Here is a 14,348-nt window from a genome sequence, read left to right as displayed (position 1 = left end):
GTTGAAGCCATGTTCTAATATGTTTAAAAGTTTCAGTATTTAGTAAATCGTTTTTGTAACTATTCAGCCTAGCTCACTTCCACCAAGCTGATTTCTTCATCCACGATCAATTCTGCAACTTTGGAACAAATGAATTGCCATAAAATATTGCACTAATTGCATCGATAACAGATTCAGAATTCTTATTAACAGTAGACACGTATCCTCTTATACGGCAGAAATTTTTTGCACCCTGTTCACTGCGGAAAGTACCTGATATCTTCTGCTGTACTTTCGTCATTCTGATCTCTCTTTCAGCCTGATTGTTATCAAACGGAACGTTTTGGTCGTACATAAATCGCAAGATATCCTCTTTATGGCCAATAAACCTATCCAGCAAATTCTTTACCGTGGTCTGCTTCTTACGTCCTCGTTTTTTAGACCGCACATTTGATTCCGGATCAGGAGGATTTTCATTCACTCCTAAACAAGTTATGTGATCATAATCCTCACTGAACCTTTGAATTAGCTCAGTATCTAAAAGATCATTATCAACATGATGTTTAATGCATATCAAGAGATCACTCATTATCTTTGGCCACTGTTGATCCCTGTTTTCGGAAGCTCCAGTTAACTCTCGTAATAAATGTGCATTACATAATGAATGTTGACATTCATATTTGTTGTACGGTTTCCAAAAATCATGTGTTGCAACACCAGTGTAACCTGGTAATATGCCCATAGCATCCATTGCTTCTGAGCCCCTTTTGCGATGTGCAAAATAATAGGTCAGTTTGTCTGTACCTGCCACATGAAGCCAATTACGAACTGCATTTATTCTCATTCCTGTTTCATCCAGATTGATGACAGGAGATTCTTTCAGGAGATGTTTCACTGTATTTTCAAAAGCTCCAAGCTTCTCAAAACAACTACGTTCCGTGTTCACCAAAGTAGCAGGACTTATCTTGCATCCCAAAATATCAGAGAACAACTTGGTAACACGCTGATAAGGAAGTAATTGGTAAGTGTGCAAATAAACTGCAAATGACTTAACTCGATGACCGTATTGAGTCGGCTGAGTTACACCATCTGGAAAAAGAGCTTTGTTTACATGAGAACATTTGGGACATGTTTTAATCTCGCAACGATGTTCAATGCAATTGATAGTTATAGGAGGAATGTCAAAGACCTGTCTTCTTTCATAGTCAGAGGGAACAGAAGCTAACGATCTCCCACAATTGACGCATTGATTAACAGGATGAACAATAACTTCATCCGGATCATCATTTATTCTTAATGTAGTACCAGGATGACCGTTTTGACCACCTACATGCTTATTGGTCTTTTTTCTTTGACTTTTAAGGGTTGGTTTATTCCGTGCATAAGAATCAGTAGAAGGTGGTTTGCTACTGTTGCGACTATTCTTTTCAAGCATTTCTTCCAAATGCCTGACACGCTCTTCAAGTTGTGCAATTTGGAGAGATTGATGTTCAATTATCCCAAGTAATCGAGTTACAAGTTCTACTACTGCTTCTGGACCAGCTTCATAAACTGCAAGTATTTCTTCGCGGTCTATACAAATCCCCTCAGATTGATAGACGTTTTTTATGATATTTTACTGAATATTTTTTAACACATAGAATGAAGCCATAGTATATTGTTTTTTGCATCATTAAAACAGTCAGGCTGAATAGTTACAAAATATTAAACCCTCCTTTCACCTCCCCATCCTCTTCTCCACCTGCAACACCTTCAGTGCGATCTTCATCACTGAATCAGGGTTCAATGATATTGAATCAATTCCCTCCTTCACCAGAAACTCTGCGAACTCGGGGAAATCGCTGGGGGCCTGGCCGCAGAGGCCGCTGTGTTTGTTGTTTCTTTTAGCTCCCTGGATTGCCATTGAGACCATTCTCTTCACGGCTTCGTCGCGTTCGTCAAAGGAAGTTGCAAGTATCTCGGAATCCCTGTCCACGCCGAGAGTTAGTTGTGTCAGGTCGTTGGAGCCGATGGAGAAGCCATCGAAGTGCTTGCTGAACTCGTCTATCAACAGGACATTGCTGGGAATTTCGGTCATCATGTAGACCTTAAGTCCGTTTTCTCCTCTTACAAGTTCATTCTTCTTCATTTCCTCAATGACCTTTTTGGCTTCTTCAATGCGACGGCAGAATGGGATCATAAGTATGAGATTGGTCAGGCCCATTTCATCTCTCACTTTTTTCATGGCTTTACACTCAAGAGCGAAGCCTTCCCTGTAACGCTCATCATAGTAACGGGATGCTCCTCTGAAACCCAGCATTGGGTTGCTCTCTTCAATTTCAAAGTACTCTCCGCCTACAAGGCTTGCATATTCGTTGGATTTGAAATCGCTCATACGCACCACCACGGGCTTCGGGTGGAATGCGGCTGTAATGGTTGCAACACCCTGTGCGAGTTTCTCCACGAAAAAGTCTGCTTTATTCTCGTACCGGCCTGTGAGTTTGTCGATCTCTTCCAGTACTTCCGGATCTTTCACCTTCTCAGGGTGAATAAGCGCCATGGGGTGTACTTTGATATAGCTGTTAATGATAAATTCCAATCTTGCAAGTCCTATACCGTCATTTGGTATCATGGACATCGCAAAGGCCTCCTCGGGATTGCCCAGGTTCATCATGATCTCGGTATTTGTCTTCTCCAGTTCCTTGAGGTCAACAGTCTCGATGTGGAATGGAAGTATGCCTTCATGCACGTTGCCTGCATCCCCTTCTGCACAATTCACCGTGACATCCATGCCATCTCTCAGTTTTTCCGTGGCATCCTCTGCTCCTACAACAGCTGGGATGCCGAGTTCACGGCTCACAATAGCTGCATGACAAGTCCTTCCGCCTTTATTGGTTATGATGGCTGCTGCCTGCTTCATTACAGGCTCCCAGTCCGGAGTAGTGGTATCGGCCACAAGTATCTCCCCTGCCTTGAAATCTGGAAGTAGTGCGACATCCGAGATAACATGGACCTTGCCAGAGGCTATTTTTGACCCGACACTTCTACCGGTTACGATAACATCCGAACTCTTATCCAGGTAATAGGTCTCAAGCACATCCTTCCTTTTTAGGGACTGCACCGTCTCCGGCCTTGCCTGTACTATGAACAGCTCTCCGGTTTCGCCATCCTTGGCCCATTCCACATCCATTGGTACATGCTTGCCTCTCTTTTTAGAATAGTGGTCCTCAATGGTCATTGCGAATTTTGCCAGTTGGAGCACTTCATCATCTGTGATACAATACCGTTTCCTGTCTGCTTCAGGCACATCCACGTTACGGGTCAGCACGCGTGAATCACCACGTCCGTATATCATCTTGATATCTTTGCTCCCTCGCTTCCTCTTGATAATAGGCCTGTAACCTTCTTTCAGTGTAGGTTTGAAAACGTAGAACTCATCAGGATTGACAAGTCCCTGTACTACATTCTCTCCAAGACCGTAGGCTCCGGTTATGAATACCACATTCTCAAAACCCGATTCTGTATCGATGGTGAATATCACTCCGCTGGATGCGAGGTCCGAGCGTACCATCTTCATTACACCTATGGAAAGGCCAACTGTGAAGTGGTCGAATCCGTTGTTCACTCTATATGAGATTGCCCTGTCAGTAAAAAGTGATGCAAAGCATCTGTTACAAGCATCTTTCAGAGAATGATAACCATGCACGTTCAGATACGTTTCCTGCTGCCCTGCAAAGGAGGCATTTGGAAGGTCCTCTGCTGTTGCAGAACTGCGAACCGCCACATCCGTATCCTCTCCATACTGCTCGCAGAGTTTGTCATAAGCATCCTTTATTTCTTCCCATAGGTCATCGGGGATACCTGCATCAAGCACGATATTCCTGGCTTTCTTTCCTCTTTGTGAAAGGTCAGTGATATCATCAATATCCAGTCCCTCAAGTGTTGCCTTGAGTTCTTCAAGCACTCCTGCTGACTCGAGGACATGCCAGTAGGCATCTGCAGTTATCGCAAAACCATTGGGAATTTTAATCTCCTTATCTGTCAGTTCCCTGTACATCTCTCCAAGGGATGCATTCTTGCCTCCGACTGAAGGCACGTCATCTATAGTTATTTCTTCAAACCATCGGGTATACTTGCTGTTTAATGTCATGGCCCCACTCCATTTGTTATTCAATTTAATCGTGCAATTCGAGATTTTTAGCCATCATTTCCTATTGCATCAACCGGGCAAATACTCAGTGCCCTTTCACAATCTTTTTTTTCCTCATCATTTTCCGGCTGTTTGAAAACGTAGGCACCCGAATTATTATCGGCCATTTTAAAGTGATTCGGAGCCTCATCCGCACATATCTGGCATGCTATGCAATTTTCATCAACATAATATGGGCCTGGAACATTCTCCGGCATTTTGCTATCTTTATTTGCTATATTTGACTCCCCCTTAAACTAATAATAATTATTTGAGTTCCATAGTACATAAGACATTAGTCTTGAAAGTAAAAGCCAATTATCATGCCTTTTGGCATACCACTATAAACCAGAATGACCATTGAAAACAAAATACCAACGGATAAAAAGGATACTAAAAAAGGAAGGTTATCATGGGCACACAAATAGGAGCATTACTCACAAAGAACCCTATCACTTACGAAGAACTCAGTGGCAAAGTGATTGCGATCGATGCATACAATACCATTTACCAGTTCCTGAGTGCTATTCGCCAGCGTGATGGTTCACTACTCACAGATTCCAATGGAAATCCCACATCCCATCTCACCGGCTTGTTCTCAAGGACCAGCAAACTGAGGGATGCAAACATCAAACCGGTTTTTATTTTTGACGGGAAACCACCGGAGATGAAGAGGGAAACACTGGAAAAACGTAAGGAATGCAAAGAGAATGCAGCCCGTAAATATGAGATTGCCAAGGACGAAGGTAACGTTGAGGACATGAAGAAATTTGCACAGGGAACTTCCCGAATAACCCCGCAGGTACTCGATGAATGCAAAAAACTCCTCGACCTTATGGGTATTCCTCATATTCAGGCAGAATCCGAAGCAGAAGCACAGGCTGCATTCATGGTTTCCCAAGGGGATGCCGATCTTGTAGGCTCACAGGACTACGATGTTTTCCTTTTCGGAGCCGAAGATGTCGTTCGCAATCTGGGAAGCAGTGGAAAAAGAAAGGTCCCTGGTAAGAAAGAGTACGTTGTAAAGACCCCGGAGCATATTTCCCTGACAGGCTCCCTTGAGCAGTTAGACATAACCCGTGAACAGCTTATTGATCTTGCCATCTGCATTGGCACGGATTTCAATGAGGGTATCCATCGTGTGGGTGCCAAGACGGCTCTTAAACTCATACGCAAACATGAGGACATTGATACCATAATCAGGGAAGAGAACAAGGATATCAGGGCATGTACTTCAGTAGAAGAGATTAGGGAATTCTTCCTGAATCCACCCGTAACCATTGATTATAATCTTAGTTGGAAGACGCCGAAGTCGGAGGCCTTGTGTGATTATCTTGTTGAAAGAGACTTTTCGGAAAAGCAGGTGCTCAAGAATACTGAGATCCTAGAGAACAGAGCTAATGATGAGTGCCAGTCCTGTCTTGGGGATTGGTGAGGACAAATATAAAAAAGTGTATAATAGATGCTATTTGGCAATAGTGACATCGAAAGGTGGACTGGCAACTGAAGTTTAAATGTTTTGTCCATTCCACAAATTCAACTATGTATTTGTGGGAACTGTTTTTTAAACCCCTATTTTATCCTTACCAAAAATGAGCACGTTTATGCAGCATTTAAACAAACACACATTAGAGACACTGTTGGCATTTGTAATGTGTTTTTGGCTCTGATTCTGTGACCCGAAAATTGTAAGGGTCTAAAGAGAGGACAGCGTTTCATATTGTATTGAAACACCGCACTCATATGTTGCTAATAGCCTCCTTGCGCGTTCTAAATATGCATTAGAAGCCCTCGAAGACGTTGATGCTACAATCAGGCGAGATCGAAGCGGTCAAGGTTCATTACCTTGTTCCATACCGCTACAAAGTCGTTCTGAAACTTCTCCAGAGAGTCCTCATATCCGTAGACTTCCGCCAAGGCCCGGAGCTGGGAGTTCGAACCGAAGACGAGGTCGACACGGCTAGCAGTCCATTTAAGGTTGCCTGTTGCGTAATCATGCCCCTCGAACACATCGTCTGAGCTTGCCTTCCACTTCGTGCTCATGTCGAGCAGATTCACGAAAAAGTCATTGGTGAGCGTTTCCGGTCGCTTGGTGAAAACACCGTGCTGCGTCTGTTTGTAGTTGGCATTCAAGACACGCATGCCGGCAATGAGAACCGTCATCTCGGGAGCGGTCAGTGTCAGCAGTTGAGCCCGATCGACCAGCAGCTCTTCTGCCGATACGCTGTATTTGGCTTTCTGGTAGTTGAGGAACCCATCGGCTTTTGGTTCGAGTACGGCGAAAGCATCTACGTCGGTTTGCTCCTGGGATGCATCGGTGCGTCCCGGCGAGAAAGGAACGGTCACATTTTTACCGGCAGCCTTCTCTACAGCAGCACATCCTCCCAACACTATCAAATCAGCGAGTGACACCTTCTTCCCACCGGATTGAGCATTGTTGAAATCCCCTTGGATTCCCCCAAGGGTCTCCAGTACCTTCTTCAGTTGGGCTGGCTGGTTTACTTCCCAATCCTTCTGCGGTGCGAGACGTATACGCGCTCCATTCGCACCACCACGCTTATCAGAGCCGCGGAATGTCGAAGCTGAGCACCAGGCAGTCGATACAAGTTCCGGGATGGACAGACCCGCAGCAAGAATCTTGGCCTTGAGATCTGCGATATCCTTTTCGTCAATCAACTCGTGATCGACTTTTGGTACCGGATCCTGCCAGATAAGTTCTTCTGCCGGGACTTCCACACCGAGATAGCGAGAGCGTGGGCCCATGTCACGGTGGGTCAGCTTGAACCATGCGCGGGCGAAAGCATCTGTAAATTCCTCGGTTTTCTCCATGTAGCGCCGTGCAATCGGCTCGTAGATCGGGTCGAACTTCAGAGAGAGGTCCGCTGTGGTCATCATTGGTCTACGCTTCTTCGATGGGTCGTGTGCGTCAACGATCATGTCCTCTTCTTCAACGTCCTTGGCTAGCCATTGGTTCGCACCAGCCGGACTTTTGAGCAATTCATACTCATATTTGAACAGTACTTTCAGATAGCCCATGTCCCATGTGGTTGGGTTTGGCTTCCAGGCGCCCTCGATACCGCTGCTGATTGTATCGCCGCCCTTGCCGATGCCGAAGCTGCTCTTCCAGCCGAGGCCTTGCTCTTCTAAGCCTGCAGCTTCGGGTTCCGGACCAACGTGTGCAGCATCTCCTGCACCATGACACTTGCCGAAGGTGTGTCCGCCGGCGACGAGCGCGACGGTCTCTTCGTCATTCATGGCCATGCGTGCGAAGGTCTCGCGGACATCCCTGCCAGATGCGACCGGATCCGGGTTGCCGTCCGGGCCTTCGGGGTTCACGTATATCAAGCCCATCTGCACGGCTGCCAGGGGATTTTCCAGATCCCTATCTCCGCTGTAGCGACTCTTGGGTTTATCGCTCGTCGCCAGCCATTCCTCTTCAGCACCCCAGTAAACGTCCTCCTCAGGTTCCCAGATGTCCTCGCGTCCACCAGCGAAACCAAAGGTCTTGAATCCCATTGATTCGAGGGCACAGTTGCCGGCTAGAATCATGAGATCTGCCCAGGAGAGTTGCTTTCCATATTTCTGTTTGATCGGCCAGAGCAGCCGGCGTGCCTTGTCGAGGTTCACGTTGTCAGGCCAACTGTTTAGGGGTGCAAAACGTTGGTTTCCAGAACCTCCTCCCCCTCGGCCGTCACCCATACGGTAGGTGCCTGCGCTGTGCCACGCCATCCTGATGAGAAGGCCACCATAGTGCCCCCAATCGGCCGGCCACCAATCCTTGGAGTCGGTCATCAGGGCATAGAGGTCATTCTTAACAGCCTGCAGGTCGAGTTTCTTGAATTCCTCTGCATAGTTAAACGTCTCACCCATCGGATTGCTCAAATTCGAGTGCTGATGGAGAATCTTGAGGTTTAACTGGTTTGGCCACCAGTCCTTAATCGACGTGCCAGCTTGGGCAGTGAATCCCATTGCCGGTTTCTTGCTATCTTCATCCATAATATTCTCTCCTTTCTTTGTTTGAATTTATGCACCTTGCTGCTGTGAATATCGTGCTTCGGTGTTCATCTCTCTAATTAACGTTAGCGAACTTATCGATTGATTTTGATGACAATGGGAGACTTGAGAAATCGCTAGAAAAACGTTGCACTATTTTTTGAGCGTAAGATCTGGAGCCAGCTGCTAGGTTATTTTAATCATCAACGACCGGTATTCCAAATGCAGTAGTTAAGGAAAAATTTCTTTTCACTCATTTAATTTTATTTCTTCATTTGTTGATTATTATATAGAAGAAACAAAAAGCAAAGAGCTAGCTAAGCTCAATTCTTAATTATCCCACTTTTAACCCATTAAAAGATTAAATTTTTCTCTATAAAAAGGTTCTTATGAATAGGATATCTTGAGTTTTTGTTGATATTTTGTAACTATTCAGCCTGATAAAAACGCTATCAATAACAATCTTGACAAAAAGTTGAAACGTAAATTTCATTAGGATCATTTATTTTGATTGTTGCTATTGATTGCTTTTTTGATTGTTAGATTGTTAGTGAGCAGACATCTCTATTTCGATGAAATCAGTACCAATAGGCAAATCGTGCCAGGCTGAATAGTTACGATATTTTTATGGAATGTACCATCTTTTTTTAGATCGTAAAAATGACCGAATACCTTTTCCAGATTATTTTGTTTGATCTTGTTACAAAATTATTCCCTGCAAAAACTAGAAATCTAATGCACACAGATTTAATTTTACAGAGGTGTTTCAGTGGATAAAGAAGTCAAGCCTTCAATAAAAGTATCAAAGAATGGACCATATATTGTCAAAGATCTTAAATTATTCAGGAATTCAAAGAGTGTTTTTATCGAGACAAAACCCGTTATGACACTTTGCAGATGTGGAGGCTCGGCAAAGATGCCATTCTGTGATGGAACACATGCAAAGAACGGTTTTTCCGGGGAAAATGAAAAAGACCGTGTTGTCAACAAAGTTGAAACTTACGTCGGAAAAAACATTAGCATCCACCGTAACAAAGATGTGTGTTGCCATGTAGGTCACTGTGTTCGCACTCTGCCTTCTGTTTTCAAAAAGGGTGAAAAACACTGGGCATATCCGGATGCTGTAAGCCCGGAAGAGATTGCAAAACTCATCAAGACATGTCCTTCTGGTGCATTGAGTTATACTATTAATGGGGAGATGCATAAAGAATATCCACATGAACCGGAAATCTTTGTTCTAAAGGATGGACCTTACAATGTTACAGGGATAGAACTTGATGACCCCGATGGTTCAATACCCGAGACACAGGACCACTATTCTCTTTGCAGATGTGGAGCCTCTAAAAACAAACCATTCTGTGACGGCAGTCACACCAATGCTAAATTCAAGGATGATAAGAATTAAATCCACTTTCTCTTTTTAGGATATTGGGATGTTTGAAAAAAGCATGTTAAGGCTGATTTTGTTATTTATATTGAGAAGGAAGCTAACAATATTGATGAGCAGCAGCTTGATGTGAAGAAGGCTCAGGAGTTTGTCAATGAAAAAGCGGTCTATGATTTCATCCTGAATCTAACCCATGAGAAAGCACGCCAAATAGGAATTAAGCATAGGAGTACTTTGATTTATTTGAAGAAAAAAGCAAAGGAAGGGAAGTTAAATTTTAAGAGCAAGAATGTGAGGGGGATGCTGAATATTTTGTCATAAAGTGATTTTCATAATTTGTCTATTTAACCAAAAGATTTTTGTACAATGGTTCTTTATTAGCGATAGAAAGCGAAAGGAACTCTAACAGTTATAAATGTAAGATGTTAAAGCATGCTTTTAGCAAATTGATTCTCGAGGTTAATTTGCTAAAACGGATGCTTTAATACCTCATTTTTATTATTGCTATTTCCTTGTGTTTTTGTATATAAACCAAAAGAAACAACAAATAAAGGAGATAAGCAATATGAACGTAAATACTAGATTAGCTGTAAGTTTGGAGATTTTTCAAAAAAGGATTGGCATTAATTTCAATAATCAGAGTCTTTTAATAGAAGCACTTATGCATAAATCCTTTTTAAATGAAAATCCCTATTTTAAAGAACGATATGGACTCATTGATGGTCATAATGAAAGATTGGAATTTTTGGGTGATTCTACTTTAGGACATGCAATAGCAGAAGAATTGTATGTGAATTATCCCGGAAGAGAAGGGAATCTTACTGACATAAAAAAACATTATGTTGAAGGAAACAAATTAGCTAAGGTTGCCGAAGAAATTGAATTGAATGAAATTTTGGTAGTAGGCAATGGGGAAGCCATCAATGAACTAGGCCGTAAAGCAAGAAATGAAAATGCTGTGGAAGCGTTAATTGGTGCAATTGACCAAGATCAAGGATACAAAAAAGCAAAAGAATTTATTATAAAATACATTCTTTATGACTTAGTTAATGTTTTAAAAGACATTGAAAAGATGAAAAAAATTGATAATCCAAAAGGAACAGTGAAAGAGATTTGTGATCAGTCACTAGATGCACATGAGTATTTCGTAGTCAAGGAAGAAGGCCCGGATCACAATAAGAAATTTACCGTTGAGTTAGACATAAGTGGTATTACTGTATCTACTGGAGAAGGATTTGGTATAAAGAAGGCGGAAGCTGATGCAGCTGAAAAATACCTTCAAACTTTAGTAAACACAGAATACATGGGATAATCAGTTTTATAATTTTCGTAACTATTCAGCCTACCACAATTAGCCTATTGATACTGATTTAATCAAAACGGAGATGTTTGCTCACTAACAACCTAAGAATCAAAAAAGCAATCAATGACAACAATCAAAATTAATGATCCTAATAAAATGTAGGTCTCAACTTTTTGTCAAGATTGCTATTGATAGTGTTTTTATCAGGCTGAATAGTTACTAATTTTCAACTTTGAATGTGATGACAATAATCACATTCTTTTTTTTGATTTACATCAATATTCTGACTATATGTTTTTTTTTTGAAAGGGCTTGTGTACAAAAAATCAGAGTTCCCTATATCTCAACATGGCTTTGCTACAGCTATAATTTGAACCAAAGTAAGTAAAGAATCACAATAAAAAAGTAAAATGGATTTCTTGAATAGAAGTCAGGTATCACTCCTATGCCTGCAAGTCCTGTCACATTCCTTGTTGCACTTGGTGTAATTAAACTTAATATGGAAGTCTGCTTTTTCGTACCCAGTTTTTTGATTATTGAAAAGTCTACACATTTTGAAAATTCACAAAATTAGCCTTATTCTTTTCATCCTTATACTTACAGTTGTCATCACATTCTTTGTTATGCATGCTGTGCCCACATTTTACGGATTTATTAGTATCTTTATGCCATTCAAGGTCAAATAGCTCAGAAAGATAAAGCATTCCTTCTTCCAGAGAGATACGGGTTGATTTTTTGCAGCACCTGGCTCCACTTGCATCTGCAATCAGCTTCAAGGCTCTGGACGTAGATCCAATGGCATGTGAACGTTCATCAGGAGTCAGGGAAGTTGCTTCAAGCAGAACGCTAACTGCGACTCCAACACCGATTCCTGCTCCGCATGCTCCGTAAAGGCCACAGTAACCTCCTGGTATCTTTTGTCCACGTTTGATGACTTCAAGGATCGCTTTTTCATTTCTTTCACCAATATAATTTTGATAAGCAGCTATTAGCACTCCAGGTACCAGAGCATGGTGTTCTGGTCCATGCATGTGAAAAGAAGGATGCTCCATCAGTTTCTCTGCAATTTCCAGAGGATCTGTCACTTCAGTTTTTAGACAGGCATTTTCAATGACCTTCAATGCGTTCTGGCTGTGGCATTCATTGCAGATGTAATGACCGTTCTTGCACTGAATGTAAGACTCCTCTTCAATTCCACAATAATGACATGTACAGTTAATTGTCTGGCTTAGATATTCAACTTCAGCTTCACATACCAGACAGTTCATTTTTTTATCTGTTTTTAGCATAGATAACTGGGAATCTGGAAGGATTTTTATTTCACATGTAGAGCAATTTATTTTATTTTTGTGTGTAATGTCCAATTTGATCACCTACATAAAATATATATTTGTTTTTTGCAACATAACTTGCGAATATATATCGCTTGAACGTCATTTTTCCTCAATTGTGAAAGTGGTATCAAAAGTACGGTTGGACTGCAACGCAAGCTTTTGCTGAAATTGTAAATCACAAAGTAAGAATTCGAAAACAATCATCACAGCTGGTATAGTATGTTATACACTGCATTAGTATATTAGAAAATATATAGTTATCGGGTAATGAAGATTCTCTCTCAGTATCCGATTTTTGATACTACTCTTAAAAGATCATTGAGCGTGAGTTGTATCACTATGGAGCTAGCCAGTTGTCTGGGGAATAGCACAGTTATGAATCCAATGGATATATTTCCACACGAATTTACAAGAGCAATCCTTTTCAGGTGAATCAACTCTCATTTTTATTGATACTTGTTCTTTAGTAATGGTTACTCACAGTTGATAGCAGTGGAGAAGCAAATTATATGTCTATGCGAGGTGCTTCGATAATGCAATTGCATGCGAAAAATGCTAGAGTGATATGCTGATTCCGTTAAAGTATAGAAAAGCATCAAAAAATGATTTTCTCAGTAAATGATGTAATGATACAAAAAAAGAGAAATGGAAGAGATTTACTCTCTCCATTCATAGATGTATTTTGTTCCGTATATTCCGCCATTGTAGTATGTGTAAATTATTCCAAATGACCCACTAAATCCTCCAGCTCCCGGTACATTTGCTTTGAAAATGCCCTCTTTGACACCGCCACTTGAATCTTTCCATCCCATCCTAAAGGAAGTTCCATATATTTCATCTTCCAGGGAATACTGGCCTGATGTGGCTGCACCTGGTTCAATACGTGCCCTGTCTATGTTAATACTGCTTGTGTCAGACATTCCGATGTTACCAGTTGCTATCACTACGCCTTCTTTTCTTACTTTGATAGCGATCTCTTCTTCAGCAAAATAGAATTCTTTCGGTTCTTCACTGACCGTTCTTACCCGTAATGTTTCGCCGTCTTCTCCTTTGTCACTGGTTAGGACATTACCTCTTTCGTATTCGAGATCGTATGTGTAGTAGTCGTTATATGCCTCTTCTACCTCGTTGTAGTCTTCAACTTCTACGAGGTACCAGCCAGGCACTATGTCTGATGAGCTTGTAGTTGATGATTGTTTTATCTTGGTTCCTGTCCAGACGCCATCCCATGCTGTACCCTCAGATCCATATCTCCATTGTCCTGTCCAGGAATTGCCGTCTTTGCTAAGTTTAAGTTCTACGTCACCTGCATCATTTGGTTCTGCGTATGAAGGACTTTCGGACCAGGTTCCTATGAACGTATCGCCACTTACAACACCTTCAATTTTCCCTTCATCGTCTGGGTATTCACCTATTATCTTATCTCCTGATTGTGTGACTGTCATAATATCGCCCCAACTTGTAGTCCATTCTCCAATGAAGCTACTTGATGCGCTTTTCACTTCGAATCCACTTTTTGGAGTTGGTAGTGCTTCAGTTGTTTCTGTGTTTCCAAATTCTGCCTGCTGGCTGTCTATTGTTGTACCGTCCAGCAAATCAAGTGGTATTGAAACAGTTGCTCCGTCTATTATCTCGAATTCTACTGATTCTTCCACTCCGGCTCCGCTTATTATTACTTTGTAGTCTCCAAGTGGCCAACCGTCATCTGGTTTTTCGAGTATGAAAGTTCCGCGTCCGAAATCTTCTCCGGTTTCTGATTCGAATGTGTAGATCGAGTAATCATTGTCAAGGTAGATCCATTCTACACTTATTATGTCGTTCTCAAAGTTGTCGTAAATGAACCATGCATATAATTCTTCTGAATCCTTTGAGTATTTCAGTACTTTATCGACTGGTATGAAGTTTTGTGTTGATGATGTCATCATCACTTCAAGAAGTCGTGGTTCGCCTGTGGCTGTCATATCGCCATATTTATCCGTTACTGCCTCTACGATCTGCTGCTCTTCTTCGGTTGCTCCGAAGCTTCCAGGCTTATATGAGTCACTTATATCTGTACATCCCGAAAGCGCTATTATACTTATCAGGATCAGTACTACTACTAAATTTGATTTCATTTTGTACCATTCAACCTTTTATTTGTTAATTTATTATGCAATTTGGTTTTACTTTCTTTCTTTATTAATT

The 14,348-nt window shown here is 41.8% G+C and carries 9 protein-coding genes; 3 read left to right on the top strand and 6 right to left on the bottom strand.

Annotated elements, in window-relative coordinates; genetic code table 11:
• Nucleotides 1-106: 106 nt before the first annotated feature.
• The 3 genes from WN948_RS00980 to WN948_RS00970 all read right to left on the bottom strand — a co-directional run bounded on the left by WN948_RS00980 (nucleotide 107) and on the right by WN948_RS00970 (nucleotide 4,386).
• On the bottom strand, nucleotides 107-1,561 hold the full coding sequence (locus WN948_RS00980; RefSeq protein ID WP_342306509.1) for an IS66 family transposase: 1,455 nt from the start codon (nucleotides 1,559-1,561) through the stop codon (nucleotides 107-109).
• 135 nt (nucleotides 1,562-1,696) lie between these two features.
• On the bottom strand, nucleotides 1,697-4,108 hold the full coding sequence (ppsA, locus tag WN948_RS00975; RefSeq protein ID WP_342305103.1) for a phosphoenolpyruvate synthase: 2,412 nt from the start codon (nucleotides 4,106-4,108) through the stop codon (nucleotides 1,697-1,699).
• A 47-nt stretch (nucleotides 4,109-4,155) separates the two neighbouring features.
• Complete coding sequence (locus WN948_RS00970; protein ID WP_342306508.1) at nucleotides 4,156-4,386, bottom strand: ferredoxin; 231 nt, start codon at nucleotides 4,384-4,386, stop codon at nucleotides 4,156-4,158.
• A gap of 173 nt (nucleotides 4,387-4,559) precedes the next feature.
• On the opposite strand from WN948_RS00970, the gene fen reads away from it, so the two are divergent.
• Complete coding sequence (gene fen, locus WN948_RS00965; RefSeq protein WP_342305102.1) at nucleotides 4,560-5,582, top strand: flap endonuclease-1; 1,023 nt, start codon at nucleotides 4,560-4,562, stop codon at nucleotides 5,580-5,582.
• A gap of 377 nt (nucleotides 5,583-5,959) precedes the next feature.
• On the opposite strand, the gene katG is transcribed toward fen, so the two are convergent.
• The gene (gene katG, locus WN948_RS00960) at nucleotides 5,960-8,143 is read right to left on the bottom strand and encodes a catalase/peroxidase HPI (RefSeq protein ID WP_342305101.1); all 2,184 of its coding nucleotides are present in this window, start codon (nucleotides 8,141-8,143) and stop codon (nucleotides 5,960-5,962) included.
• Nucleotides 8,144-8,909: 766 nt separating this feature from the next.
• On the opposite strand from katG, the gene WN948_RS00955 reads away from it, so the two are divergent.
• Nucleotides 8,910-9,545, top strand: coding sequence for a CDGSH iron-sulfur domain-containing protein (locus tag WN948_RS00955; protein ID WP_342305100.1), 636 nt, complete (start codon nucleotides 8,910-8,912; stop codon nucleotides 9,543-9,545).
• 547 nt (nucleotides 9,546-10,092) lie between these two features.
• The gene (rnc, locus tag WN948_RS00950) at nucleotides 10,093-10,839 is read left to right on the top strand and encodes a ribonuclease III (RefSeq protein ID WP_342305099.1); all 747 of its coding nucleotides are present in this window, start codon (nucleotides 10,093-10,095) and stop codon (nucleotides 10,837-10,839) included.
• A 536-nt stretch (nucleotides 10,840-11,375) separates the two neighbouring features.
• Here rnc and WN948_RS00945 read toward each other — a convergent pair.
• Together WN948_RS00945 and WN948_RS00940 are read right to left on the bottom strand one after the other, a co-directional pair.
• On the bottom strand, nucleotides 11,376-12,098 hold the full coding sequence (locus WN948_RS00945; protein WP_342305097.1) for a DUF5714 domain-containing protein: 723 nt from the start codon (nucleotides 12,096-12,098) through the stop codon (nucleotides 11,376-11,378).
• A 722-nt stretch (nucleotides 12,099-12,820) separates the two neighbouring features.
• Complete coding sequence (locus WN948_RS00940) at nucleotides 12,821-14,278, bottom strand: hypothetical protein (protein ID WP_342305096.1); 1,458 nt, start codon at nucleotides 14,276-14,278, stop codon at nucleotides 12,821-12,823.
• Nucleotides 14,279-14,348: the final 70 nt, after the last annotated feature.

This window comes from Methanolobus sp. ZRKC5 (genome assembly GCF_038446525.1).
Taxonomy (GTDB): Archaea; Halobacteriota; Methanosarcinia; order Methanosarcinales; family Methanosarcinaceae; genus Methanolobus.
Note: the sequence above shows the minus strand (reverse complement) of the source record. Positions and strands in the feature narration are given on the sequence as shown.

Coding starts and splice junctions, on each gene's coding strand:
- ppsA (WP_342305103.1), bottom strand. CDS start 4,108: ATGACATTAAACAGCAAGTATACCCGATGGTTTGAAGAAATAACTATA.
- fen (WP_342305102.1), top strand. CDS start 4,560: ATGGGCACACAAATAGGAGCATTACTCACAAAGAACCCTATCACTTAC.
- katG (WP_342305101.1), bottom strand. CDS start 8,143: ATGGATGAAGATAGCAAGAAACCGGCAATGGGATTCACTGCCCAAGCT.
- rnc (WP_342305099.1), top strand. CDS start 10,093: ATGAACGTAAATACTAGATTAGCTGTAAGTTTGGAGATTTTTCAAAAA.
- WN948_RS00945 (WP_342305097.1), bottom strand. CDS start 12,098: ATGAACTGTCTGGTATGTGAAGCTGAAGTTGAATATCTAAGCCAGACA.
- WN948_RS00940 (WP_342305096.1), bottom strand. CDS start 14,278: ATGAAATCAAATTTAGTAGTAGTACTGATCCTGATAAGTATAATAGCG.